Origin of the sequence: Sphingomonas sp. PAMC26645 (assembly GCF_004795835.1) — a bacterium.
In the GTDB taxonomy this organism is placed as follows: domain Bacteria; phylum Pseudomonadota; class Alphaproteobacteria; order Sphingomonadales; family Sphingomonadaceae; genus Sphingomonas.
This window is the reverse complement of the sequence record NZ_CP039249.1, coordinates 2,906,278-2,931,453: the sequence shown is the minus strand read 5'-3', so window position 1 is coordinate 2,931,453 and position 25,176 is coordinate 2,906,278. Positions and strand designations below refer to the sequence as shown.

General features: G+C 65.7%; 19 protein-coding genes. 12 read left to right on the top strand and 7 right to left on the bottom strand.

The window, feature by feature from the left end:
- The 7 genes from nuoL (at position 1) to E5673_RS13430 (ending at position 8,594) form a co-directional block, all read left to right on the top strand.
- A complete protein-coding gene (nuoL, locus tag E5673_RS13460; protein WP_136190401.1) occupies positions 1-2,106 on the top strand; it encodes an NADH-quinone oxidoreductase subunit L in 2,106 nt (701 codons plus the stop codon).
- Positions 2,106-3,641 (top strand): NADH-quinone oxidoreductase subunit M, encoded by a 1,536-nt coding sequence (locus E5673_RS13455; protein WP_136190400.1) that lies wholly within the window; start codon positions 2,106-2,108, stop codon positions 3,639-3,641. Before nuoL ends, E5673_RS13455 begins: the two co-directional genes overlap by 1 nt.
- Entirely contained in the window at positions 3,641-5,086 is a 1,446-nt protein-coding gene (gene nuoN, locus E5673_RS13450; protein ID WP_136190399.1) for an NADH-quinone oxidoreductase subunit NuoN, read from the top strand. The genes E5673_RS13455 and nuoN overlap by 1 nt, the downstream gene beginning before the upstream one ends.
- 2 nt (positions 5,087-5,088) lie before the next feature.
- Positions 5,089-5,820, top strand: a complete 732-nt coding sequence (locus E5673_RS13445) for a biotin--[acetyl-CoA-carboxylase] ligase (protein WP_136191516.1) — start codon at positions 5,089-5,091, stop codon at positions 5,818-5,820.
- A gap of 10 nt (positions 5,821-5,830) precedes the next feature.
- On the top strand, positions 5,831-6,607 hold the full coding sequence (locus E5673_RS13440) for a type III pantothenate kinase (RefSeq protein WP_136190398.1): 777 nt from the start codon (positions 5,831-5,833) through the stop codon (positions 6,605-6,607).
- A 63-nt stretch (positions 6,608-6,670) separates the two neighbouring features.
- Positions 6,671-8,308, top strand: coding sequence for a ribonuclease J (locus E5673_RS13435; RefSeq protein ID WP_136190397.1), 1,638 nt, complete (start codon positions 6,671-6,673; stop codon positions 8,306-8,308).
- 4 nt (positions 8,309-8,312) lie between these two features.
- Positions 8,313-8,594: a DUF1467 family protein gene (locus E5673_RS13430; RefSeq protein ID WP_093397299.1), complete on the top strand. Its 282-nt coding sequence runs from the start codon at positions 8,313-8,315 to the stop codon at positions 8,592-8,594.
- A 147-nt stretch (positions 8,595-8,741) separates the two neighbouring features.
- On the opposite strand, the gene E5673_RS13425 is transcribed toward E5673_RS13430, so the two are convergent.
- Complete coding sequence (locus tag E5673_RS13425; RefSeq protein WP_136190396.1) at positions 8,742-9,521, bottom strand: SDR family oxidoreductase; 780 nt, start codon at positions 9,519-9,521, stop codon at positions 8,742-8,744.
- A 285-nt stretch (positions 9,522-9,806) separates the two neighbouring features.
- Complete coding sequence (locus E5673_RS13420) at positions 9,807-12,014, bottom strand: hypothetical protein (protein WP_247599388.1); 2,208 nt, start codon at positions 12,012-12,014, stop codon at positions 9,807-9,809.
- Between the two features lie 358 nt (positions 12,015-12,372).
- Between E5673_RS13420 and E5673_RS13415 the strand changes: the two genes are divergently transcribed.
- The 3 genes from E5673_RS13415 to E5673_RS13405 are packed head-to-tail and all read left to right on the top strand — an operon-like array spanning position 12,373 to position 16,066.
- A complete protein-coding gene (locus E5673_RS13415; RefSeq protein WP_136190394.1) occupies positions 12,373-13,554 on the top strand; it encodes a hypothetical protein in 1,182 nt (393 codons plus the stop codon).
- A gap of 35 nt (positions 13,555-13,589) precedes the next feature.
- Positions 13,590-14,687, top strand: coding sequence for a DUF2336 domain-containing protein (locus E5673_RS13410; RefSeq protein ID WP_136190393.1), 1,098 nt, complete (start codon positions 13,590-13,592; stop codon positions 14,685-14,687).
- Positions 14,684-16,066, top strand: a complete 1,383-nt coding sequence (locus E5673_RS13405; protein ID WP_136190392.1) for a HAMP domain-containing sensor histidine kinase — start codon at positions 14,684-14,686, stop codon at positions 16,064-16,066. Before E5673_RS13410 ends, E5673_RS13405 begins: the two co-directional genes overlap by 4 nt.
- On the opposite strand, the gene E5673_RS13400 is transcribed toward E5673_RS13405, so the two are convergent.
- Genes E5673_RS13400 through gltX form a run of 3 tightly spaced genes read right to left on the bottom strand, consistent with a single transcriptional unit; the run spans position 16,040 to position 18,937 of the window.
- Positions 16,040-16,243, bottom strand: a complete 204-nt coding sequence (locus E5673_RS13400) for a hypothetical protein (RefSeq protein WP_056058354.1) — start codon at positions 16,241-16,243, stop codon at positions 16,040-16,042. The genes E5673_RS13405 and E5673_RS13400 overlap by 27 nt on opposite strands.
- On the bottom strand, positions 16,243-17,526 hold the full coding sequence (locus E5673_RS13395) for a citrate synthase (RefSeq protein WP_060524737.1): 1,284 nt from the start codon (positions 17,524-17,526) through the stop codon (positions 16,243-16,245). The genes E5673_RS13400 and E5673_RS13395 overlap by 1 nt, the downstream gene beginning before the upstream one ends.
- A gap of 25 nt (positions 17,527-17,551) precedes the next feature.
- Positions 17,552-18,937 (bottom strand): glutamate--tRNA ligase, encoded by a 1,386-nt coding sequence (gene gltX / locus E5673_RS13390; protein WP_247599387.1) that lies wholly within the window; start codon positions 18,935-18,937, stop codon positions 17,552-17,554.
- Between the two features lie 135 nt (positions 18,938-19,072).
- Here gltX and E5673_RS13385 point away from each other — a divergent pair, with 135 nt between their 5' ends.
- A complete protein-coding gene (locus E5673_RS13385) occupies positions 19,073-21,262 on the top strand; it encodes a ComEC/Rec2 family competence protein (protein ID WP_210731874.1) in 2,190 nt (729 codons plus the stop codon).
- 660 nt (positions 21,263-21,922) lie between these two features.
- On the opposite strand, the gene lexA is transcribed toward E5673_RS13385, so the two are convergent.
- Together lexA and E5673_RS13375 are read right to left on the bottom strand one after the other, a co-directional pair.
- Positions 21,923-22,597: a transcriptional repressor LexA gene (gene lexA, locus E5673_RS13380; RefSeq protein ID WP_136190391.1), complete on the bottom strand. Its 675-nt coding sequence runs from the start codon at positions 22,595-22,597 to the stop codon at positions 21,923-21,925.
- Positions 22,598-22,665: 68 nt separating this feature from the next.
- Positions 22,666-23,847 carry a molybdopterin molybdotransferase MoeA gene (locus E5673_RS13375; protein ID WP_136190390.1) on the bottom strand — a complete coding sequence of 394 codons (1,182 nt, stop codon included), beginning with the start codon at positions 23,845-23,847 and terminating at the stop codon, positions 22,666-22,668.
- A gap of 550 nt (positions 23,848-24,397) precedes the next feature.
- Here E5673_RS13375 and E5673_RS13370 point away from each other — a divergent pair.
- Positions 24,398-25,090 (top strand): energy transducer TonB, encoded by a 693-nt coding sequence (locus E5673_RS13370; protein ID WP_247599386.1) that lies wholly within the window; start codon positions 24,398-24,400, stop codon positions 25,088-25,090.
- Positions 25,091-25,176 lie beyond the last annotated feature (86 nt).

Below are 25,176 nucleotides of genomic sequence, written 5' to 3'. Positions count from 1 at the left end.
TTGATCCAGCTTATCGTCTTCCTGCCGTTACTGGCCGCGATCGTTGCCGGGTTCGGCAATCGCGCGATCGGCAACGTGCCGGCGAAACTCGTCACCACGGCTGCGCTGTTCGCGTCGTGCCTGTTGTCCTGGCCGATCTTCATCGGCTTCCTTTCGGGCGCCAGCACGGCCACCGTCGCGCCGCTGCTCGACTTCATCCACTCGGGCGACATGAACGTCGCGTGGTCGCTGCGCGTCGATGCGCTGACTGCGGTGATGCTCGTGGTCGTCACGTCGGTCTCGGCGCTCGTCCATCTGTATAGTTGGGGCTATATGGACGAGGATCCCGACCAGCCGCGGTTCTTCGCGTATCTGTCGCTGTTCACCTTCGCGATGCTGATGCTCGTGACGGCGAACAACCTTGTCCAGATGTTCTTCGGCTGGGAAGGCGTGGGTCTCGCATCCTACCTCCTGATCGGGTTCTGGTTCCGCAAGCCTTCCGCCAGCGCCGCGGCGATCAAGGCGTTCGTCGTCAACCGCGTCGGCGATCTTGGCTTCATGCTCGGTATCTTCGGCACGTTCCTGGTGTTCGGCACGGTCTCAATCCCCGAGATCCTCGCCGCGGCTCCTGGCATGGCGGGCTCGACGCTCGGCTTCCTCGGCTACCGCTTCGATACGATGACGGTGCTCTGCTTACTCCTGTTCGTCGGCGCGATGGGCAAGTCGGCACAGCTCGGCCTGCACACCTGGTTGCCGGACGCGATGGAAGGCCCGACCCCGGTGTCGGCGCTGATCCACGCGGCGACGATGGTCACCGCTGGCGTGTTCATGGTCTGCCGCCTGTCGCCGATGTTCGAGATGAGCCCGGTCGCGTTGACCGTGGTCACCTCGGTCGGTGCCGCGACCTGTTTGTTTGCGGCGACCTGCGGTCTCGTGCAGACCGACATCAAGCGTGTGATCGCGTATTCGACCTGTTCGCAGCTCGGCTACATGTTCTTCGCGGCCGGTGTCGGCGCGTACGGCGCGGCGATGTTCCACCTCTTCACACACGCGTTCTTCAAGGCGCTGCTGTTCCTCGGCGCGGGCTCGGTCATCCACGCGATGCACCACGAGCAGGACATGCGCTATTATGGCGGCCTGCGTAAGAAGATCCCGGTGACCTTCTGGGCGATGATGGCAGGTACGCTCGCAATCACCGGCGTCGGCATCCCCGGTATCTTCGGCAACACCGCGATCGGTTTCGCAGGCTTCCATTCGAAGGATGCGATCATCGAGGCGAGCTGGGCTGCGGGTCAGCCGGGCGTGTGGTTTGTCGGCGTGCTCGTCGCGTTGCTGACCAGCTTCTATTCGTGGCGCGTGATGTTCCTGACCTTCTGGGGCAAGCCGCGTTGGGCCGCATCGGAGCACATCCAGCATGCGCTCCATGACGCACACGGTCACGATGACCAGGCGCATGACGCGCATCATGTCGACGATCACCAGGCGAACCCGGCGCAGGCCGAGGACGCAGGTCATGCGCCACACGGTCATCACGACGCAGCGCATGCGCCGGCCGAGGGCGACGGTGGGTATCACCCGCACGAGAGCCCGCTGCCGATGCTGATCCCGCTGATCGTCCTGTCGATCGGCGCGGTCCTCGCCGGCTTCGTGTTCCATGGCTTCTTCATCGAGCCGACCGCAGGCGAAGAGTTCTGGAAGGGCGCACTCGCGTTCCGCGAACATCTGATGCACGAGATGCACGGCGTGCCGTTGCTGATCAAACTGTCGGCGACGATCGCGATGCTGCTCGGCCTGCTGACCGCCTGGTACGCCTATATCAAGGCACCGATGTTCCCGGCCAAGGTCGTCGAACAGTTCGGCGTGCTCTACGACTTCCTGCTGCATAAGTGGTATTTCGACGAGCTGTACGACCTGATCTTCGTCCGCCCGGCCTTCGCGATCGGCCGTTTTCTGTGGCACCGCGGCGATGAGAAGACGATCAACCGGTTCGGGCCCGACGGCGCGACCTGGGTCGTCCAGATCGGCGCCCGTGTCGCCAACCGCTTCCAGACGGGATACCTCTACACCTATGCCTTCGTCATGCTGATCGGGCTGACCGCAGCCGTAACCTGGGCGATCGGACTGTAATGACCGGCTTTCCTATCCTTTCCGTCCTGATCGCGGTCCCGATGATCGCAGCCGTCGTGTGCCTGTTCGTCTCGGCGAACACGGCGCGGACTTTGGCTCTGGCGGCGACGCTGATCGACTTCGTGCTCGGCATCATGCTGTGGATGAACTACGACATCGGCGGCGCGCAGTGGCAGTTCGTCGAGCATGCCCCTGGCATCTTCGGTCCGTTCGGCTGGTCGCTCGGCATCGACGGCTTCGCGCTGATGCTGATCATGCTCAGCGTGTTCCTGATGCCGATCTGCATCGGCGCCAGCTGGCGCTCGATCACGACGCGCGTGCCCGAATACATGGCGGCGTTCCTGTTCACCGAAGTGCTGATGATCGGCACGTTCGCGGCGCAGGACCTGTTCCTGTTCTACGTGTTCTTCGAAGCCGGGCTCATCCCGATGTACCTGATCATCGGCATCTGGGGCGGTGCGAACCGGATCTACGCGTCGTACAAGTTCTTCCTGTACACGCTGCTCGGCTCGGTCCTGATGTTCATCGCGATGCTGTACATGGCGAAGACCGCGGGCACGACCAACATCCCGGCGCTGATGAACTACGACTTCCCGGCGCACGTCCAGACGTGGCTGTGGCTGGCGTTCTTCGCATCGTTTGCGGTCAAGATGCCGATGTGGCCGGTCCACACCTGGTTGCCCGACGCGCACGTTCAGGCGCCCACCGCTGGCTCGGTGATCCTGGCAGGCGTGCTGCTGAAGCTCGGCGGATACGGCTTCCTGCGCTTCCTGCTGCCGATGTTCCCCGAAGCCTCGGGCCAGTTGACCTGGCTGATCTTCGGCCTGTCGGCGGTCGCGGTGATCTATACGTCGCTCGTCGCGCTCGTTCAGTCGGACATGAAGAAGCTGATCGCCTATTCGTCGGTCGCGCACATGGCGATCGTCACGATCGGCCTGTTCGCGTTCAACCGGCAGGGCATCGAAGGCGCAATGATCATGATGCTGAGCCACGGCCTGGTATCGGGTGCGTTGTTCCTGTGCGTCGGCGTGATCTACGACCAGCTCCATACCCGCGAGATCTCGCGCTATGGTGGCCTCGCGATCAACATGCCGAAGTACGCGATCTTCTTCCTGTTCTTCACGATGGCCTCGATCGGCTTGCCGGGCACCAGCGGCTTCGTCGCCGAGTTCCTGTCGCTGATGGGCACGTATCAGGTCTCGACCTGGACCGCGCTGCTCTGCACGACGAGCATCATTCTCGGCGCTGCATACATGCTGTTCCTGTACCGTCGCGTCGTGTTCGGCGAGATCAAGTCGGACGACGTCCGTGCGATGGTCGATCTGTCCGGCCGCGAGATGTGGCTGCTCGCACCGATCGCAGCCGTCGTGCTGTGGATGGGCGTGTATCCCGAGAGCTTCCTGGCACCGATGCGCAAGGACGTGGGCGTACTTCTCGCCCGGGTCGACCGCGCCAAGCCGGCCAGCGACTCCAACCCAACTGCGGGGAAGCCCGCCGCAACCGTCCATAGTGCCGCGCACGGGGAGGCACACTGATGGATTACGCCGCTAATATCGCAATGACGCTGCCCGAACTGGTCCTGGCGTTGGGTGCGATCGCCCTGATGCTCGTCTCGGCCTGGGGCGGGGACAAATCGACGCGCGCCGTCTCGATCGCCGCTGTGTTCGTCCTCGTGGGGGCAGGGATCGCACTGGTCGGTCCCGCCTCTTCGGGTGGCTATGCGTTCGACGGCCTGTACCGCGCGGACGCGTTCGGCGCGTTCGCCAAGGTGCTGATCTACATCGCCTCTGCGGTCGCGATCGTCATGGCGCCGAGCTTCTTCGCACGCACGCACGGCGACGATCTGCGTCCTGAATATCCGGTGCTGATCCTGCTGTCGGCCTGCGGCATGGGGATTATGGTCTCGGCCACCGACATGCTGACGCTGTATGTCGGTCTCGAGCTCCAGAGCCTTGCGGCCTACGTCCTCGCCAGCTTCATGCGGCGTGACGGGCGTTCGGCGGAAGCCGGTCTGAAGTATTTCGTGCTCGGCGCGCTGGCCAGCGGCATCCTGCTGTACGGCATATCGCTGGTCTACGGGTTCAGCGGTACGACGTTGTTCTCGGGCATCTCGGAAGCCTATGCCGGCAGCAAGTCGCTCGGCCTGCTATTCGCTCTGGTGTTCGTGTTCGCAGGGCTCGCGTTCAAGATCAGCGCCGTGCCGTTCCACATGTGGACGCCCGACGTGTACGAAGGCGCACCGACTCCAGTCACGGCGTTCTTCGCGTCCGCCCCCAAGGTCGCCGCACTTGCGCTCAGCGTCCGCGTGGCAGTCGATGCGATGGGCCCGGCGACCGACCAGTGGCGTCAGATCGTGATCTTCGCGGCACTCGCCTCGATCATCCTCGGTGCGGTCGCGGCGATCGGCCAGACCAACATCAAGCGCCTGCTTGCTTACTCGTCGATCAATAACGTCGGCTTTGCGCTGATCGGTCTTGCGGCTGGGACGCCGGAAGGCGTGTCGGGCGTGCTGATGTACCTGACGATCTACGTCGCGATGACGCTCGGTTCGTTCCTGGTCGTGTTGCAGATGCGTGGTGACGACGGGCAGCCGGTCGAGACGATCGACAGCCTCGCCGGCATGTCGCGGACGCGGCCTGCGCTGGCCGCGGCACTCGCGATCTTCATGTTCAGCCTTGCCGGCATCCCGCCGCTGTTCGGCTTCTACGCGAAGTTCGCAGTGTTCAGCGCAGCCGTCGATGCCGGGCTGTTCCCGCTGGCGGTGGTCGGTATCGCTGCTTCGGTGATCGGCGCGTATTACTATCTGCGCGTCGTCAAGACGATGTACTTCGACGATCCGGCACCCGCGTTCGCGCCGATGGAGAGCAAAGTCGAGGGTGGCCTGATCGCCATCGCCGCGGTGTTCGTGTCGCCAGCCGGCTACCTCCTCATCCCCGTGCTTGGTGCGTGGACGATGTCGGCCGCACGGGCGTTGTTCTGAGCATCATCCGCACCGTCGCGGAGACAGGATCGACCAACGCCGACCTGCTGGAGCTTGCACGCGGCGGTGCCGAGGACGGTCTCTGGTTGCGCGCGATCCGGCAGACGGCGGGGCGGGGGCGGCTCGGGCGCGAATGGTCGTCGCCCGAGGGTAACCTCTACGCGAGCACGCTGGTGTGGCTTCGACCGAACGATCCGCCGGCCGCCAGCCTCGCGCTGGTCGCCGCGGTAGCCTTGCAGGAAACCGTCTCGACGTTCCTCGTCGCCGGGATCTGCCAGGGTACGACTGACGCGAGCGAAACGCTGGTCCTGAAATGGCCGAACGATCTGTTGCTCGCGGATGCCAAGCTGTCGGGCATCCTGCTTGAACGCGCGGATGACGCGGTGATCGTCGGCTACGGCGTCAACATTGCGCATCATCCGGATTTGGCCGACCGTGCGACGACCGATCTTGCGGCTCACGGCGTGGTGGTCGACCCGGCTATGTTCCTCGACATCCTGGCCGACAGTTTCGCGCGATGGATCGGCCGCTGGCGCACCGAGGGCATCGCCCCCGTCCGCGAGCGCTGGGTCGATTGCGCCCATCCCGCCGGCACCGCGCTGACCGCTCGCCTCCCCGATGGCAGCGGCATCGACGGTCTGTTCGTCGGGCTCGACACCGACGGTGCGCTGATCCTCCGCTTGGCGTCTGGCGAGCGGCGTGTCATTCACGCTGCCGACGTCTTCCTGCTTTGAGGCCCCGCTGATGCTGCTCGCGATCGATGCCGGCAATACCAATGTCGTGTTCGCGCTCGTCGAGGGCGGCGAGATCGTCGCGCGCTGGCGGATCGCGACCGATCCGCGGCGCACGGCGGACGAGTATGCGGTGTGGTTGAGCCAGTTGATGCAGCTCGGCGGGCATGATCGTAATGCGATCGAGGGCGTGATCGTCGCCACCGTCGTGCCGCGCGCGCTGCACAATCTCCAGGTGCTCGCGTCGAAATACTTCGACACCGAAGCGCTGATCGCCGGCCACGCGCCAGTCGAATGGGGCATCGCGATCGACGTCGACGAGCCGGCCTCGCTCGGCGCCGACCGTGCGGTCAACACGATCGCCGCGCACGCGCTGCATCCAGGCGACCTGATCGTGATCGACTTCGGCACCGCGACCACGTTCGACGTCGTCGACTATAGCGGCGCGTACAAGGGCGGGATCATCGCGCCGGGGATCAACCTCTCGCTCGACGCGCTGGTGACCGCGGCCGCGAAACTGCCGCGGATCGCGATCGAGGCGCCGGTAGACACGAGTGTCATCGGGCTCAACACCGTCTCGCAGATGCACATCGGCATCTATTGGGGCTATGTCGCGATGATCGAGGGGCTGGTCGCGCGGATGAAGCGCGAGATCGGCCGTCCCGTGAAGGTCGTCGCCACCGGCGGCCTCGCCACATTATTTGAGAAACAGACCGACGTGTTCGACGTCATCGAAGCCGACCTGACGATCCAGGGGCTGGCGATGATGTGGGATCGTCACCATATCTAGGGCCATTGGGCTCGCGCCGACCGGCCTGCGGGCCATATTCCTGTATAATCCTGAAAGTAATCAATGACTCCGAAGAACGAACTCCTTTTCTGTGGCCTTGGCGGCTCCGGCGAAATCGGCATGAACGTCAACCTGTACGGCTGCCAGGGCAAGTGGGTGATGGTCGATCTCGGCATCACCTTCGCCGATCCGCAATATCCGGGCGTCGACGTGATCCTGCCCGACCTGTCCTTTATCGAGGACCGGATCGACGACCTGCTCGGCATCGTCATCACGCATGGTCATGAAGATCATATCGGTTCGCTGCCGTACCTCGCCGAGGACCTCGGCGTGCCGATCTACGCGACACCGTTCACGATGGGCCTGATCCGCGGCAAGCTCGAGGAAGAGGGCATCGCCAACCGCGTGAAGCTCAAGATGATCCCGATGGGCGGCAATTTCCAGCTTGGGCCGTTCGGCTTCACCTTCGTCGAGATGTCGCATTCGATTCCGGAAGCGAACGCGCTGCTGATCGACACGCCTTATGGTCGGGTGTTCCACACCGGCGACTGGAAGCTCGACAAGAACCCGGTGATCGGCAACCCGACCACGCCCGAGGGCTTCATGGCGATCGGCGACAAGGGCGTCGACGTGCTGGTCTGCGATTCGACAAACATCTTCAACACCACCGCATCGGGCAGCGAGAGCACCGTGCGGAAGGGTCTGTTCGAGGAGGTCACCAAGGCCAAGGGCCGGGTGATGATCACCAGCTTCGCGTCGAACGCCGCGCGGCTGCACACGTTCGGTGAAGTCGCGAAAGAAACCGGGCGCAAGCTGTGCGTCACCGGGCGCTCGCTCGATCGGATCATCAAGGTCGCGCGTGCGACGGGCTATCTGAAGGACTTCCCCGACACGATCAGCCCCGACGAGGCGATGCGCCTGCCCAAGAACAAGGTGCTGGTCGTCGCTACCGGTGGCCAGGGTGAAGAGCGCGCGGCGCTCGCGCGCGTCGCCAATGGCCAGCACACGATCACGCTTGAGGCCGACGACACGGTGATCTTCTCGTCGAAGCAGATCCCGGGCAACGAGGTCCAGATCGGTCGCATCCAGAACACGCTGGCGGCCAAGGGCATCCGCATGATCACGGAGCGCCAGGCGCACGTTCACGTGTCGGGTCATCCGGGTCAGCCGGAACTCGCGCAGATGTACGACTGGCTGCGTCCCGAAGTGCTCGTGCCGACGCACGGCGAGATGCGCCACATGATGGAGCATGCGCGCTTCGGTCTCGAGCAAGGCATTCCGCGCGCGATCGTGCAGAGCAATGGCGACATCATCCGCCTGGCCCCTAAGGGCCCGGCGAAGATCGGCAACGCGACGGTCGGGCGTCTGGTGCTCGACGGCGACGTGATCCTGCCGGCGGACGGCGCGACGATCGCCGAGCGCCGCAAGCTGGCGATCAACGGCCAGATCTCGGTCGGTGTCGCGCTCGGCAAGGACGGCCGGATGGTCGGCCAGCCGCAGGTTCGCGTGCAGGGTGTGCCGGTCGAGGAAGACCGCGCGGCGTTCATCGCCGATGCGGTGCAGGCGGCGGCGGATACGGTACGTGGCGGCAAGCGCGAGAGCGAGAAGATGCGCGAGCAGATCCGTCTCGCGGTTCGCAAGGTCGCCAAGCGCTGGACCGGCAAGCAGCCGATCGTCGACGTGCTGCTGATCGAGGGCTGATCGGGTGCGCTGGACCTCGGCACTCGCGATCTACGTTCTGTTCTGGTCGTTCTCGGTGTTCCTGGTCCTGCCGTTCGGCGTAAAGACGACGCGTGAGGTCGGGGGCGAACACGTCCCCGGCCAGGCCGAAAGCGCGCCGCACGAGTTTCGGTCGGGGCGGACGGCGTGGCGGGTGACTGTGGTCGCGACGGTATTGTTTGTGTTGTTCCAGCTGAACTATTCGTACGGGTGGATTACGCCACAGAGCGTCGACCTGTTCGACCGCGGGAACATGGTCACGCGCTGAATTACCTTAGCGATCCTCCCCCGCAAGGGGGAGGTGGCTGGCTATTGCCAGACGGAGGGGGAGGTAAGCGCAAACCTCTGCTCCGTATCCTCCCCCCGTCACCTTCGTGCCACCTCCCCCTGGCAGGGGAGGATCACACGGTCGGCGTTATCCCGGCGTGGCAGCGGACCCTGCCAGCAAACCGCCGTCGATACTGATCTCGGTCCCCGTGATATACGTCGCCTCGTCCGACGCGAGCATTACCGCGACCGCAGCCACCTCGTCCGACATCCCGAACCGCTTCAACGGCGTATCGGCCACCAGAGCCGCCATCCGCGTCTCCCGGTCCATCCCATCCCCGAGCATAGGCTCCCAGATCGGCGTCAGAATCGCTGCTGGATGCACCGAGTTGCAGCGGATTTTCCACCCCTGCTGCGCGCAATACAGCGCGACCGTCTTGCTGTGATTGCGGATCGCCGCCTTTGACGACGCATAGGCTGCAGCGAGGGGAATGCCGACCAGCCCCGACCGCAACGAGATGTTGATGATCGAGCCGGTACCCCCCGTTTTCATCGCACCGATCGCATAGCGACAGCCGAGGAACGTGCCGTCAAGGTTGACCGCATGGACCGCGCGCCAATCCGACAAGGTCGCATGCTCGGGATCATGCGCGACCATGCCTTGCTCGAAACCAGTTACGCCCGCATTGTTCACGAGCACGTCGACCACCGGAACGATCTCCGCGAGGCGCTGCCAATCCGCCTCCTCGCGGACGTCCAGCTTTTCGAACCGGCAGCCGATCGCCGCCGCAGTTTCGACGCCAGCGGTTTCGTCGATGCCGGTGAGGATGACGATTGAGCCTTCGTCATGGAACCGCTCCGCGATGGCGCGGCCGATACCGCGCGCTGCGCCGGTTACGACGCAGATCTTGTTGTTCAGTCTTGGCATGTGAACCTCAAAATAATTGTCCGGTCCGCGGATTGCTCCCCCGGCGAAGGCCGCGTCAGCGGTGACGCTGGATTATTTCGACGACTCCTATGTGTTTGCTCGTGTGGCAGCGCGTTGGGAGCAACCAGATCAGCCAATTTCTCTGCCATGCTGGGCTCGTTTCGGCATCCACCGTTCCACATGCTCGATGGTCATGGGTGTGCTGAAGGGTGGACCCCGGAACCAGTCCGGGGCGACGGAGATGTCCTGCCGATAGGCCAGCCGAAACAGCGACGGTCGACGGGACTAGCGCAGGCGTTCGATGGCCTGTGCCAGTGCGACGTACAGCTTGCCCATGTCGGACGACAGCAACGTGACCCCGAGCGGCGAGCCGTCGCGTTGCGTCAGGATCGTGCGGAGCATTGCTTCGAAATCGTGGATGTAGCGGTTGACCATCTCGCGGAAGGGCTCGTCCTCGTCATAGAGACCGGCGATCTCGCGGACTTCGCTGGCGTCCAGGATACGGACGGCACGTCGGGTGAAGACACCGCGGTCGCCCTTGAGATATGCTCCCCAGACACTGTCGGAGATTTCGGGGGCGATCGCCTTGGTGATGTCGATCGACGCCGAATTTAGCGATTCGATCAGCAGAGAGACGCGGCGTGCGAAGGTGTCCTGATCGGCGTCCTCGCGCTCGGTTCGCGCTTCCTGGAGCCGCGTTTCGACGATCGCGGTCTGGTCGACGATCGCCTGGACTTCGCGCGCGAGGCGTTCGGTCGCGCCTGTGGCGGCGTCGACCGCGGCACCGGTGGCGTCGGTGAGCGCCTTGACCTGGCGTTCCACAGTGTCGTTGGTCGCGCGGCGCATCGCGTCGGCGCTGGCCGCTTCGAGTGCGGCGGCGGCTTCGGGGATGACCTTCGACAGCGTCTCGCGCGCCTCGTCGGCGGCGACGGCAGCGGTCTCGCGGACGCGGTGGAGCGCCTCGATCAACTGCGGCGCGGCGTCTTCGACGAAATGCTGAGTCCGGCCGATCGCCTCGTCGACCATGTGACCGAGCGCATCGGCCTTCGCGCGGCCTGTGTTGAGCGTGTTGAGCAGGTCGGTCGAGAGCGTGTCGAGCACATGGCGCTGTTCGCCGATCACCCCGGCGATCGCCTCGATCGCGTCGTGCGTGCTCTCCGCGGCAGTGACGAGCGCGAGCAGTTCGGGGCGTGCCGAAACGACGATGCTCTTGCTGGCGAGGACCTGCGTATCGAGGCGGCCGAGTGCGGCTGGCATCGTTTCGTCGATTTCGCGCGCGGCAGAGTCGAGGGCGACGAGCAGTGTTTCGGTCGTCGCGATAGTCCGGTGCGCCATGTCGTCGCCAGCCCGAAGCGCTTCGGTCATGGCATCCGCGGAGCCGCCTAGCGCGCTGATCGATACCGCGAGATCCTGCGTGCGCTCGGTGCCGTGGCGATGGAGCAGTTCGATCCGGGATTCGACTTCGCCGAGTCCGGTGTGAAGATCGTCGACGATACGGTCGCCGGCGCTGCGTTGCAGGTCGAGACGGATCGCGACGCGTTCGATCGCGTCCTCGACACTGGCGATCCGCTTGGCGAGCGCTTCGGCGCTGTCGCGAGCGGCGCTGTCGAGTGCGGCTTGGTTCGCGCCGACCATCGCCAGCATCGCGTCACCCTGCGCGGCGATGCCACGGCGCGAGTGATCGACCGCGTCGGCGGTGCGGTTGAGCAGTGCGTCGACTGCTGCGGACATGCCGTCGGTGACTGATTCGAGATGCGCGCCGGCAGTCTGGCTGGTCGCCTCCATGCGGACGATATGCGCGGCGAGGCGCTGTGCGGCGCCGCTCGCCATCGCGTCGGCGTCTCGGCCGCGTTCGGCCAGCGCTACGATCTGCGCGTCGAGCGCTGCGGCGTGTTCGCTCGCAGACAGCCCGGTGCGTTCGAGGCGCTTGGCGACGTCGTCGATATCCGCCTGCGCGCGGGGGAGGGTGGCGATCAGGACGCCGAGGCTGGTCTGCGCGCCGGCAGTCGAGGTCGCGAGATTGCGCGCGTGCGCGGCGGCCTGGTCAATCTCGGAGACCATGCCGCGGCCGATCGCCGCGAGTTGTTCGGTCGCGCCACCGCCCATCGCCATCAACGCGTTCAATTGCTCGGCGAGTTGCTGGCGGTTGGCGTCGATCGTGTTCGACAAGGCGGCGACGGTGCGTTCGAGGCTGGCGGCCTCGTCACGCATCGCCTGCGCGGTGATGCCGAACCGGTGCGCCTCGCTACGGCTGGTGCGCATCGCGAGCAGCCAGACGATGCCGATCAGCGCGGGGACGACGCAAAGCGCAGCGATGAACTGGACCAAGGCAACCGGCTCGATCGTCGCAAGCGAACGGCGCGCGAGCCACAGCATCGCCGCCAGCCAGACGACCACGACGGCAACCGCGATACCTACGTAAAGGCGTCCGCGGTCGGGCGCAGGGTCTTCATAAACCTCATCGAAACTGGATTCTGTGACGGTGTCGGACATGTTTTCTATCACCGGATCCATCACGATATCCGCGCAAATGGGATGGGCATTGCCTGCCGACGCGCGAAACCCGATCATTGACGAACCCCCGTTCATGAACTGCGGAAGTATCATGAATTGCGGCGGGACAAAACGGATGATGCGATCCTTGCGCGTTCATCCGTCCGGTAAGCAGGGCGGCACGGCGTACGATCCGGCGACCATAAGGTCAGGGACCCTTGATCGACGGAACGCGCGAGAATTCGAGCATCGATCGACGTGCGGTTTCGTGCCCTCAACGCCGAACCGAGCCTTGGCGCAGGGCGGTTCGGCCGAACGCGGGCTTTGCAGGACGGCGCGTACCGCCTAACAGCCTGCAATGCTTGCCGGCCTATTATTTGCAATTCATGACGCCGACGATCGCCCCGATCGTCTTGCTGCGACCTTGCCCTTCAGCGGCGTGACGTTGATCGAGTATCAGGCGCGGTTGCTGATCGCCGCCGGCGTTTCGCAGATCATCATCGTCGTCGCGCGCATGACCCCAGAATTGCTCGGGGCGATCAACCGCATCGGACGACGCGGCGTGAGCGTCGATACGGTACGATCCGCGATGGAAGCGGGCGAGAAACTTCACCCGCTGGCACCGGTGCTCATGCTCGGCGACGGGCTCGTCACCACCGACGCGATCGTCAAGGCGATGGCGGTCGAAGAGGGCGACTGCCTGCTCGTCGTCCCCGAGAGCGACGCGGGGCCGGGGTTCGAGCGTGTCGGCGGGCACATGGCGTGGGCCGGCGTCGCTCGGCTGAGTTCGAGCCGGATCGCCGAAGTCGCGGGCTTGCCGCAGGATTACGATCTCCAGTCGTCGCTGTTGCGGTTCGCAGTGCAGTCGCGCGCGACACACGTGCTGTTGCCGACCGATGCGGTGCGCGGTGGGCACGGGATCGAGCGCCAGGCGCGGACGCTGGAAGAGCGCGGGCGCGCGGTGCTGATGACGATCGTGTCGGGGCGGCGAGGCTGGTTCGACCGCTTTGTTCTCGCACCGATCGCGCGGCTCGCTTTGCCGCTGCTGGTCGATCGCGGTGCGGCTGGTACAACCGTTGGAGCGGTCGGCGCAGCGCTGGGCGTGGCCGGATTGGTGACGATCGGCTTCGGGCTGCCGTCGATCGGCCTGGTCCTGTCGCTCGTAGGATGCATAGCCTTGGCACTCGGCTCGGTGCTCAGTGGACTTCGCGACGATGCGCCGATGGCCCGTGGGCAGACCCTCGCGATCGGCGGCGTGGCGGCGGCATCGATCCTGGTCTTCGCGTTTTTCGTCAGTGGCTATGCGGGAAACAACACCGCATTGGCGATCGGTACCGCGCTCGTCGCGATCGGCGCGCTGGCCGAACGCGCCATACTCGAGCGCGAACGGAAGATGTGGTGGGGAAGTCCGGCAGCCTATCTGTTGATCGTCGCGCTGTTCGCGATCCTGGGGTTCCCGGTGTTCGGGCTCGGCCTGACCGCGGTGTATGCGACCGCGACGCTGGCGGTCGTGATCGAGCGACTTCGCCGAACGCCTTAGGCGGACCTTAACGTCCGGAGGCTAAGCACGGGATCATGTCGGTCGGTCCAGACCCAGTGCGCGACGTCGTGTCGCCCTATGATCCCGTTGCGCGAGCGGAGGATGCACGCCTGCGCGCGGACGCGCGGCTGACCGGAACGATCGCGGATTTCTTTCTCGATGCCGATGCACGGCTCGACGACCGGACGCGACTGATGCTCGCGCAGGTGCTTGGCGCGATCGTCGGGGCGATCGAATGGGATATCCGCCGACATGCCGCACGACTGCTGGCGGGCGGCGGCGCGACGCAGGCCGGCGAGGCGATGTTGAAGGCCGGGGCGGGGGGCGTTCTGGATCGGCTAACGCGTGCGGGATTGCTCCGCGATGAAGAATTGATGGACGAACTGATCGCGCGCGTACGCCATGACCTGATCGCCGCGTCGTTGCCGGTCGAGGTCGCGGAACCCGACGAAGCGAGCCTGCTGGTGAGGCTGGCGGGGGTGCCGGACAGCGTGGTGGCATCGGCGGCGTCTGCATTGCTGGCTGCGGAAAGCCGGCGGCGGGTGGCGAACGAGCAGGGATCGGTCGGGGGCAGTGAGTTACCCGCCGAACTGCATCACCGGCTGGTCTGGTGGGTGGCGGCGGCCGTGCGCGACGGCTTGAAGTCCGTCACGGGGGAAAGCGACCGGGCGATCACCGATGCGGCGCAGCGTAGTCTCGCCGCGCATGACGAGGGCGAGCGGCCCGATGCGGTGGCGACGCGGCTTGCCGGTGCGCTCGATGCCCGACCGAACGAACTGCCCGCGGTACTGGTCGAATCGATCGGCGACCGGCGGCTGTCGTTGTTCGTCGCGGTGCTGGCGCATGCGATCGGGATCGCGTTCGATCAGGCGCGGGCGATCACGCTGGACCCGGAGGGCGATCGGCTGTGGCTGGCGTTGCGTGCGATCGATCTCGATCGGCCGACGATCGCACGGATCGGGCTGGCGCTATCGGAGGCGGATCCGCGGCGCGATATCGAGGCGTTTGCAGATGCGCTCGATGCGATCGTGTCGGTCGGGGTCGAGGATGCACGTGCGTCGCTCGCGCCATTGGCGCTGAACCGCGATTTTCGGATGGCGTTGCGCGCTCTGGCGCGTACGGATCGGCGATGAGCGTGTTCGACCCTTCGATCGAAAGTCCGATTGCGCACGCGATCGTGGCGCCCGACGGTTCGCTGTCGTTTGCGGACCCGGCGCTGGTTGCGCTCAACCAGCGGGCGGGCGGGATGCGCGGTGCGCCACTCGCGGTGCCGCAGCTTGCGACGATCGCCCGGTTGGCGCGTCGGCTGGGGATCGTCGTGTCGCGCGGCGTGGTCGTCGCGGACGACGAAACGGATGTGGACCTCTGGGTGCGGGCTCAACCGGATGGTGAGAACGTACGGCTGACGGTGAGCGGCTGGCGCGAGATCGCGGCTTGGCGGCCGGCCCGACCGTCGCCGGATACGCAGGACGATTTCCACGGCAGCGATACGGATTGGCGGTGGGAGACGGATTCCGCGCTGCGGCTGACGTTTGTCACGCTCGATGCAGGGCCGAAGCACGGGTTCGACGCCCTCGCGCTGCTCGGCCAACCGCTGACGGCGATGTTTTCGCTGGATGCCGGTACGGATGGGGCTTTGCCGATCCTCGATTCTCTCGCCCGGCGACGCCCGATGACGGCGCAGCCCGCGCGGCTGCGGAGTTCCGGACGCGCGGTGACGTTGACGGCCAATGTTCGACACGATGCGGCGGGCGACTTTGCCGGGTTCGTTGGCGCTGCACGCATGGTGGTCGAAGACGCGCCGTCCCCTGCTGCCTCGGCCGATACACTGTCGCCGACCTTTACGAGCGGACTCGACAAGGCGTTGCGGGTTCCGCTCGCGCGTATTGTCGCCAACGCAGACAGCATCAATGCGCAGGCGGATGGCCCGGTGCAGGGCGATTACGCGGATTACGCCGCGGATATCGCCAGCGCCGGACGGCATCTGCTCGAACTGGTCGATGACCTCGTCGATCTCCAGGCGGTCGAGCGGCCAGATTTTGCGCTGTTGCCCGAGCCGATCGACCTTGCCGATGTGGCGCGACGGGCGGCCGGGCTGTTGTCGGTGCGCGCGGCGAACGCAGGCGTCACGATCACGCGCCCGGCGCTGGACGTGCGTGTTCCGGCGCTCGGCGATTTCCGCCGCGTGTTACAGGTTCTGGTCAATCTGGTCGGCAACGCGGTGCGTTACTCGCCACGCGGTGCGCAGGTGATCGTCACGGTGACGCGCACGCAGACCCATGCGGTCGTCGCGGTCGCGGATAAGGGCAAGGGAGTCGCGCCCGAGGATCAGGTGCGGATTTTCGAGAAGTTCGAGCGGGTCGATCCGTCGGAGGCCGGCGGTAACGGGCTCGGCCTGTATATCGCACGGCGTCTCGCGCGGGCGATGCAGGGGAATCTCACGGTCGAGAGCGCGCCCGGCGAAGGCGCGCGGTTCGTGCTGACGTTACCGGCGGATCCGGCGCGCCACTAATATCAACGCGAGGCCGAACGCGGCAAGGAATGCGCCGCGATCCGCCCATGGCCGCTGGTCGAGCATGAAGCTCGACTGCGGCCAGTGGACGTACCCGAGCCCCTGACCGATCCAGAGCAAACCCATCAGCGCGCAGAGCACGCCGACGACCATCAGGATCGGCCGGAGCGTCTTCATCAGCGTGACGCCATCGGGACGTAGTCACGCGCGGTCGGGCCGCTGTAGAGCTGGCGCGGACGGCCGATCTTCTGGTCGGGATCGGTGATCATCTCGTTCCACTGCGCGACCCAGCCGACGGTGCGGGCGAGCGCGAAGAGGACGGTGAACATCGAGGTCGGGAAGCCGATCGCCGACAGGATCACGCCCGAGTAGAAATCGACGTTCGGGAACAGCTTCTTCTCGATGAAGTACGGATCGCTGAGCGCCAGACGCTCGAGCTCGATCGCGACGTCGAACACGGGGTCGGTGACGCCCAGTTCGCCGAGCACTTCCTTGACGGTCGTCTGCATGACGGCCGCGCGCGGATCGTAGTTCTTGTAGACGCGGTGACCGAAGCCCATCAGGCGGAACGGATCGTTCTTGTCCTTGGCGCGGGCGATGTACTCGGGGATGCGGTCGACGGTGCCGATCTCATGCAGCATGTTGAGCGCGGCTTCGTTCGCACCGCCATGCGCGGGGCCCCACAGGCAGGCGATGCCGGCGGCGATGCACGCGAACGGGTTGGCGCCCGACGAGCCGGCGAGACGGACAGTCGAGGTCGACGCGTTCTGCTCGTGATCGGCGTGGAGGATGAAGATGCGGTCCATCGCCTTTTCGACGATCGGGTTCACGACGTACTTCTCAGCGGGGACGCCGAACGTCATCTTCAGGAAATTGCCGGTGTAGCTCAGCGTGTTGTCCGGATAGACGAACGGCTGGCCGACGCTGTACTTGTACGCCATCGCGGCGATCGTCGGCATCTTGGCGATCAGGCGGTGCGACGCGATGACGCGCTGCGCCGGATCGTGGATGTCGGTCGAATCGTGATAGAAGGCCGACAGCGCGCCGACGACACCGCACAGGATCGCCATCGGATGTGCGTCGCGGCGGAAGCCACGGAAGAACTGCGCAAGCTGCTCGTGTACCATCGTGTGGCGCGTGATCGTGGTCGAGAAGTTCGCCAGCTCGTCTTCGCTCGGCAGTTCGCCGTTGAGCAGGAGGTACGCGACCTCCATGAAGTTCGACTGCTCGGCCAACTCGCCGATCGTGTAGCCGCGGTGCAGCAGCGTGCCCGCGTCACCATCGATATAGGTCAGCTTCGACTGGCACGACGCCGTCGAAGTGAAGCCCGGATCATAGGTGAAATTGTCCGTCTGCGCGTACAGCTTGCGGATATCGATGACATCGGGTCCGACCGTACCGGACATCACCGGATACTCGAAATCCTTGCCGTCGACCTTGAGGGTTGCGGTCTCGCTCATGCTTGTATCCTTCCTCGAAATCTTATCAGCTAGCCATCCGGTCGGCGATCCGTCCCAGGCTCTCGTCGCGCCCGAGCAGGTCGAGCACATCGAAGATCCCCGGCGACGTCTTGCGTCCCGTCAGCGCGGCGCGAAGCGGCTGTGCGACCTGGCCGAGCTTGACGCCCCGCGCTTCGGCCACGCGCCGTACCGCGCCTTCGAGCGCTTCCGTATCCCACGTGGCGAGCGCGTCAAGTTCGGCATGGACATTGACCAAAATCGCACTCGCTTCACCCTGTAAAAGGCTCGCCGCGGCGTCATCCATCGCCAAAGGACGCTGGCTGAACAGGAAATTCGATCCTTCGGCCAGCTCGTTCAGGTTTGCGGCACGCGGCTTCAGGACGGGCATCGCGCGGGTCAGAAGATCGAGTCCGCCGCTCGGCAGGTCGTGACCGAGCCGGTCGGCGGCAAGTTGAGCCAGCCGTGCATCGTCGGCCTCACGGATATAATGCCCGTTGAGGTTTTCGAGTTTCTTCAGGTCGAAGCGCGACGGCGACTTGCCGACGCCCGACAGGTCGAACCATTCGACCGCCTGCTCGCGGCTGATGATCTCGTCGTCGCCGTGACCCCAGCCGAGCCGGAGCAGGTAATTGTCGAACGCCTCGGGAAGGATGCCCATCTCGTCGCGATACGCTTCGATGCCGACCGCGCCGTGACGCTTCGACAACTTGGCGCCATCGGGGCCGTGGATCAGCGGGATGTGCGCGTAGATCGGCTCAGGCCAGCCCATCGCGCGGTAGATAGGCAACTGGCGGAACGCGTTGTTGAGGTGATCGTCGCCGCGGATGACGTGCGTCACACCCATGTCGTGATCGTCGACGACAACCGCGAGCATGTAGGTCGGCGTGCCGTCCGAGCGCAGCAGGACGAGGTCGTCGATCTCTTCGTTCTTGACCGTGACCGCACCTTGCACGCGGTCCTCGATCGTGACGGCGCCTTCCTGCGGCGCGCGCAGGCGGACGACGTGGGGAAGGTTCGGCGCTTCGCTCTCGGGGCGATCGCGCCAGGGGCTGCGGATGCGGAGCGGCTTCTTCGCGGCCTGTGCCTCGGCGCGCATCGCCGCAATCTCGTCGTTGGTCATGTAGCAGCGATAGGCGTGGCCGTTCGCGACCATCTCGTGGGCGACCTGCGCGTGACGCTCGGCGCCCGCGAACTGCATGACGACGTCGCCGTCCCAGTCGAGCCCGAGCCAGCGCATGCCGTCGATGATCGCGTCGATCGCCGGCTGGGTCGAGCGGACCCGGTCGGTATCCTCGATCCGCAGCAGGAATTTACCCCCGTTCGCCTTGGCGAACAGCCAGTTGAACAGCGCGGTGCGCGCGCCGCCGAGATGCAGGAACCCCGTCGGCGACGGAGCGAAACGGGTAACCACGGGTGCGGCCGAAGCGGCGGTGCCCGTATCAGATATTGCGCCCAACCGCGGGTGCTCCCAGACTGATGAAACGATGGAGAAACGATGGCCATGACAGCCGTCGCCGCCCCTAGCATGCGTCCTTGGCGGCGACAAATGGGCGTGCCGCGATGGGGGGCTGTCGTCGGGCTTGCCGTGGAACGCTGGCTCGAGGTGGAGCGCGACCAGCTGGTGTTGTGGCTGCCGGTGATGCTGGGTGGCGGGATCGCGTTGTGGTTCGCGTTGCCGGACCCGGCGGCGTGGTCCGTGGCGATGCTGCTGTTGGTGGCGAGCGGGTTGGGGTGCCTCGCAGTGGGGCAGGGCGGCCGCGCGGCGCGGTCGCTGGCGATCGGGTTGCTGACGACGGCGTTGGGGCTTGGGCTGATCTGGGCGCGCTCGGAGTCGGTAGCGCGGCCGGTGTTGGGCGGCCCGACGATCGCGAGTTTCTCGGCCAAGGTGGAGGCGATCGAACCGCTGGTCGCGCGGAAGCTGGTCCGGCTGACGCTGCTGCCGATCGGGAAAGGCGCGGAGACCGACGGGCAACCGGTTGCCCTGCCATACCGCGTCCGCGTCAATCTGGCGGAGGCGGATGCGCCTAAGCTGTTGGGGCCTGGGGCGGTCGTGCATCTGCGAGCCCGGCTGATGCCGCCGCCACTGCCTGCGGTGCCCGGCGCCTACGACTTCGCCCGGGTCGCGTGGTTCGGCGAGATCGGTGCGACGGGGCGGGGCTTCGCACCAATAGTCGTGACGACGCGAAGCGAATCGGGAGCCGGTATCCGTGTCGCGTTGTCGCACCATATTGTGTCGCGACTGGACGGCAGCGCAGGCGGTATCGCTGCAGCGCTCGCAACCGGCGACGTCGGTGCGATCAGCGAGGAGGATTCGGAAGCGATGCGCCGCGCCGGACTCGCGCATCTGCTGTCGGTGAGCGGATTGCACATCACCGCGGCGGTGGCGGCGACGATGTTGATCGTGCTGCGGCTGCTGGCGCTGAGCCCGTGGTTGGCGCTACATGCGCGCTTGCCTTTGATCGCTGCGTTGGCGGGAGCGGCGGCAGCGATCGGCTATACGTTGTTGACCGGTAGCCAGGTCCCGACGATCCGGTCGTGCGTGGCGGCATTGCTTGTGCTGGCGGCGCTCGCAATGGGGCGTGAGGCGATGACCTTGCGCCTCGTCGCGGCGGGGGCGGCGTGCGTCATGCTCGTGCTGCCCGAATCGGCGGCGGGACCGAGCTTCCAGCTTTCGTTTGCGGCAATCACCGCAATCATGGCGCTGCACGAACATCCAGCGATTCGCGTATTCTTCGGGCCACACGAGGAGGGCCGACCGCGCCGTCTCGCTCGTGGGGTAGCATCGCTGTTGCTAACCGGCCTGCTCGTCGAGTTCGCGCTCATGCCGATCGCGGTCTATCATTTCCACAAGGCCGGGCTCTACGGCGCGTTCGCCAACATCGTCGCCATTCCCTTGACGACCTTCGTCGTTATGCCGCTGGAAGCTTTGGCGTTGCTGCTCGATGCGGCCGGGCTCGGGGCGCCGATATGGTGGCTGGTGCAGCGATCGCTCGATGCGCTGCTGTGGCTGGCACACGGTGTTGCCAGCGCACCAGGTTCGGTGCGGTCGTTGCCCGCGATGCCGACGGCGGCGTTCGCGCTGATGATCGTCGGGGGGATTTGGATTGCGCTCTGGCGGACGCGGTGGCGACGCCTCGGGCTGATGCCGCTAGCAGCCGGCGCGGTCTGGGCGCTGACCACGCCAGCGCCTGACGTTCTGGTGACGGGAGACGGGCGCCACGTTGCGGTACGAACCGCGGCGGGGCTCGCGATGCTGCGCGACCGAGCGGGCGACTACACGCGCGACATGCTGGCCGAGAATGGCGGGGTGGATGGCGAGCCGCTGCTGCTGGCGGACCAACCCGATGCGCGGTGCAGTCGCGATCTGTGCGTCACCGATATCGCCGCACGGGGACGGACGTGGCGCATCCTCGCGACCCGCAGCGCCTATATGGTTCCGATTGCTGAGTTCATCGCCGCCTGTCACGGCGCCGATGTCGTCGTCAGCGAACGCGGTCTGCCGAAACGGTGTGTACCGCGGTGGCTGAAACTGGATCGTCGTGTCCTTCGGCGTACGGGCGGCGTCGCGCTGACCTTGGGGAGCGGGACAGTCGTGACCATCCTGAACGCAGGCGATCGTCACCCCTGGCGCGATCCGCCTCTCCTCGAACGCACCGCGTCCTCGTTTAGGCCGCGCCATGATCGGTTTCACGGTACTGTATCGGCGTTTCGCGCCGGCCAAGGCCGTCAAAAATAGAACTGTTCACGCGAAGGCGCAAAGGCGCGAAGGTGATGCGGCTTGGGAGGCCTTACACCTCCATGAACGATAAGCCGACGTCAGTTTTTTGCCGCCAGCGAAAGCCGGTAAGCGCTGATCCAGGCACCATATCTTCGCGCCTTTGCGCCTTCGCCTGAACAAAATCTTTCGTCTTCCCGTGCGGTCACAGCAAGACGAACTGGTTCACGCGGAGACGCGGAGAAGGTTGTTGTATGACGGGGTGGCTCGGGCTGGGGACTGTTTAGTCTTCCTTCCGAAGACGTTTGGAGGTGCTTCGTTTTCCCTAAGCGCAACCCCTCCGCGTCTCCACGTAAACCAATTCTTCGGCCGCGCTGAAGATTGAGGACGAGATGTTCGCGCAGAGGCGCAGAGACGCAGAGATTGGGCATTCGAGTCGAGAACGCGACTATGCATCAGAGCGTGAGAGGGGCTTCCGGACGCTTGGGGGCTGGTTGGGCGTGTCGAAAAACTAGCCGCTTTTCGACACGCCCAGTACATCTCGCTTAACTTGCCCAAGAGATCCGGCCGCTGTTGTCGGCCGGAGAAGCGACTTGGCTTAAGGCTAGGCTGTCGCTTTTCCCGAGCAACCAGAAACCGAAACCGGCCTGCGTCGTGATGACGGAGGCCGGTCCAGGCAGTTCAGTCGTAGCGGCGGAGGATGCCGGAGAGTTTGCCTTGGACGCGGACTTGGGCGGGGGCGTAGCGTTGGGGGTCGTAGGCTCGGTTTGCCGGGTCGAGGCGGACCATGGCGCCTTCGCGACGGAAGTATTTTAGAGTGGCTTCGCTGTCTTCGATCAGGGCTACGACGATCTCGCCGTCGCGGGCAGTTTCGGTGCGGCGGATCAGGGCGTAGTCGCCGTCGAGGATGCCGGCTTCGACCATCGAGTCGCCCGAAACCTCGAGTGCGTAGTGTTCGCCGGTGCCGAGCAGCGCGGCGGGGACGGCTAGCATCGTGCTGCCCTCGAACGCCTCGATCGGGACGCCGGCGGCGATGCGGCCATGCAAGGGGATCTCGATGACGTCGTTGGCCGGTTGTGGCGTTGCAGCGGCGGGGGCTGCCTTCACGTTCGATGGCTTGGACGGCGTCTTTTTTTCCGCACGTTCGGGCATGCGCAGCACTTCGAGCGCGCGCGCGCGGTTTGGCAGGCGGCGGATGAAGTTGCGCTCCTCGAGCGCGCTGATCAGACGGTGGACGCCCGACTTCGACTTGAGGTCGAGGGCGTCCTTCATCTCCTCGAACGACGGCGAGACGCCGGTATCGTTGAGGCGATCGTTGATGAAGCAGACGAGTTCGTGCTGCTTGCGCGTGAGCATGGCGGTTCTCCGTCCGGAACAGACTGGGAACTTCTATGGAACATAATTAACGCCGTCAAGCGCTCGCTTCACGCGATCACGAGGATTTCCGCCGATTCGCCTGTCTTTGCGACGGGTGCGTTGCCGGGGCGGACGATCAGGCACGTCGAGCGGGCGAGCGTGAGCAGCATCGAGCTGTCCTGGATCGTGGAGGCATAGGCTTTGCCGTCGCGGAGTTCGGCGCGGAGATAGTCGGTGCGGGCGTTGTTGGCGGGGAGGTCTTCGCCGAGCAGCGCGTGCGTCGACTGGGGGAGCGGGTCGCGTGCGCCGGCCATGTGCGCGACGACGGGTTTGACGAACAACGTCGCGGTAACGAACGCGGAGACCGGGTTGCCGGGGAGGCCGAGCACCATCATGTCGCCGATCCGGCCGGCCATCATCGGCTTGCCGGGGCGCAGCGCGATCCGCCAGAAGTCGATCGTGCCGCCGGCGGCTTCGATCGCCGGGCGGACTAGGTCGTGATCGCCAACCGATGCCCCGCCGGTGGTGACGAGCAGGTCTGCCTGAACGCTGGCGAAGGCTTCGCGGAGGATCTCGAGATTGTCGGCGAGGATGCCGAGATCGATGATGTCTACCGGCATGTCGGCGAGCATCGCGGCGAGCATGATGCCGTTCGATTCGGGAAGCGCGACGCCGTCGGTAGTCGAGCCGGGGGGGACGAGTTCGTCGCCGGTGGCTGCGACGGCGACGCGGACGCGGCGGTTGACGGTGAGGCTGCCGTGGCCGCCGGTTGCGGCGACGGCGATGCGCGCGGGGCTGAGGCGGTCGCCGGCAGCGATCAAGCGGGTACCGGTGGAGAAATCCAGGCCCTTGCGGCGGGTGTTGCGGCCGAGCGTCGGGGGGCCTTCGCCGGCTAGGATCAGGGTTTCGCCGTCACGCTCGGCTTCTTCCTGGACCATGACGGTGTCGGTGCCTTCGGGCATGGCGGCGCCGGTGAAGATGCGGGTGGCTTGGCCCGGGGCGACCTGGCCTGCGAAGGGGCGGCCGGCGGCGCTTTCGCCAATGACGGTCCAGGGGCCGGGGAGGTCGGCGTAACGGATCGCGTAGCCGTCCATCGCGGACAGGTCTGCGGCGGGCTGCGTGCGGCGGGCGAGGATGTTCTCGGCGGCCCAGCGGCCAGCGGCTTCGCGTAGCGTCACGGTCTCGTGGCCGACGCGGGGGGCCATGGCGAAGAGGCGGGTCTGGGCTTCTGCGACGGGGACTAGGGTCATGCGTAAGACTCTGTTTTTGGGCGGCTCTCCTGCTGGAAGTGCAGGAAGTTCACACGCTGGGAGACATTTGGCGGGTGCGGTTCTGGGGGTCAGGTTTGGAACGGTCTCGTCCGGTAGAAGGTCCGGCGGGAGGGGAGTTTTGGCGTGTCTGGCGCTTTGCCATGGGTTTGGGACGTAGGACAGGTGTTGTTGGGGTTTCGGAGGGCGGCGGGGCGGTCCGGCGCGGCTGGTGCACCCTTGTTCTCCCGCGAAGGCGGGAGTCCAGTCTGGGTCCCCGCCTTCGCGGTGAAACATGGGTTTGGCGGAGCGGTCGCTACGGATTACTTCGGCTTTCCCAACTGGGCCCCGGCCTTCGCCGGGGTGGTGCTGATAGTGTTCCGCTGTTTTCTCCGCGGCCCGACAAGGAGTTCGGGCTAGTCGGCATCGTCTTCTCCAAACGCTCGGCCAGCGCCGGTTCATCCTGAACGGGGCTTTGTTTGGGGGAAAGAGACACCAGATCAGTATGATGACACGTAATCAGCCTCGGGCGAGAGACAGGATCGGGGCGGCGGTGGGTGCTGTCCTGTTGCCGGGGGTGCTGGGCTATGCGCTGCTCAACGGGCTGGTGGTGACGATGCCGGCGGCGGTGAGCGATGCGTTGAAGGTGTTCGATGCGGCGCCGCCCCCGCCACCGCCGCCCGAGGAGAAGGTGAGGCCTCGACCGTCGCCTAGTCGGAAGCCGGAGGGGGCTGCGTCGCCGCCTAATCTGAAGTCGAAGGCTACGGAGGTGGTGGCGCCGCCGCCGGTGGTGCCAGTCGTTATACCGCCGCCGGTCGTGGTCGCGGAGAAGGCTGGGGTGGGGGCGCAGGCGACGGCGGGCGCTTCGGATATTCGCGGGCCGGGGACCGGGAGTGGGGGGATCGGCAATGGCACCGGGAGTGGGGGATATGGCGATGGCGACGGCGGGGGTGGCGAGGAGACGCCGCCGCGGTGGCGAAAGGGGCGGTTGAAGGATTCGGATTATCCGGATGACGGTGCGGAGACCGGGATCAGAGGGCGCGTATTCGTGCGGTACGTGGTTGAAACCAATGGGCGCGTGTCGGGGTGTCGGGTGACTCGGTCTAGCGGGAGCCGGGAGCTTGATGCACTGACGTGTCGGTTGATCGAGCAGCGATTCCGGTACGACCCGTCGTTGGATGCGGCGGGGCGGCCGGTCGAGTCGACGATCGTCGAGAGCCACGACTGGTCTATCGATGATGACTAAGGGGCTTTAGCTAAGCGCGTTCTGCTTGGCTTGGCTTGCCCTCACCCTCGCCGACTTTGGCGTCTTTCCCTCTCCCCTGGGGGAGA

Excerpts from the sequence above, each read along its gene's own strand:
- E5673_RS13400 (WP_056058354.1), bottom strand. The coding sequence starts at position 16,243 with ATGAAGACGCTCCGGCCGATCCTGATGGTCGTCGGCGTGCTCTGCGCG.
- E5673_RS13395 (WP_060524737.1), bottom strand. The coding sequence starts at position 17,526 with ATGAGCGAGACCGCAACCCTCAAGGTCGACGGCAAGGATTTCGAGTAT.
- E5673_RS13410 (WP_136190393.1), top strand. The coding sequence starts at position 13,590 with ATGTCGGTCGGTCCAGACCCAGTGCGCGACGTCGTGTCGCCCTATGAT.
- E5673_RS13385 (WP_210731874.1), top strand. The coding sequence starts at position 19,073 with ATGGGCGTGCCGCGATGGGGGGCTGTCGTCGGGCTTGCCGTGGAACGC.
- nuoN (WP_136190399.1), top strand. The coding sequence starts at position 3,641 with ATGGATTACGCCGCTAATATCGCAATGACGCTGCCCGAACTGGTCCTG.
- lexA (WP_136190391.1), bottom strand. The coding sequence starts at position 22,597 with ATGCTCACGCGCAAGCAGCACGAACTCGTCTGCTTCATCAACGATCGC.
- E5673_RS13435 (WP_136190397.1), top strand. The coding sequence starts at position 6,671 with ATGACTCCGAAGAACGAACTCCTTTTCTGTGGCCTTGGCGGCTCCGGC.
- E5673_RS13405 (WP_136190392.1), top strand. The coding sequence starts at position 14,684 with ATGAGCGTGTTCGACCCTTCGATCGAAAGTCCGATTGCGCACGCGATC.
- E5673_RS13375 (WP_136190390.1), bottom strand. The coding sequence starts at position 23,847 with ATGACCCTAGTCCCCGTCGCAGAAGCCCAGACCCGCCTCTTCGCCATG.
- E5673_RS13425 (WP_136190396.1), bottom strand. The coding sequence starts at position 9,521 with ATGCCAAGACTGAACAACAAGATCTGCGTCGTAACCGGCGCAGCGCGC.
- E5673_RS13415 (WP_136190394.1), top strand. The coding sequence starts at position 12,373 with ATGCTTGCCGGCCTATTATTTGCAATTCATGACGCCGACGATCGCCCC.
- E5673_RS13440 (WP_136190398.1), top strand. The coding sequence starts at position 5,831 with ATGCTGCTCGCGATCGATGCCGGCAATACCAATGTCGTGTTCGCGCTC.
- E5673_RS13455 (WP_136190400.1), top strand. The coding sequence starts at position 2,106 with ATGACCGGCTTTCCTATCCTTTCCGTCCTGATCGCGGTCCCGATGATC.
- E5673_RS13420 (WP_247599388.1), bottom strand. The coding sequence starts at position 12,014 with ATGTCCGACACCGTCACAGAATCCAGTTTCGATGAGGTTTATGAAGAC.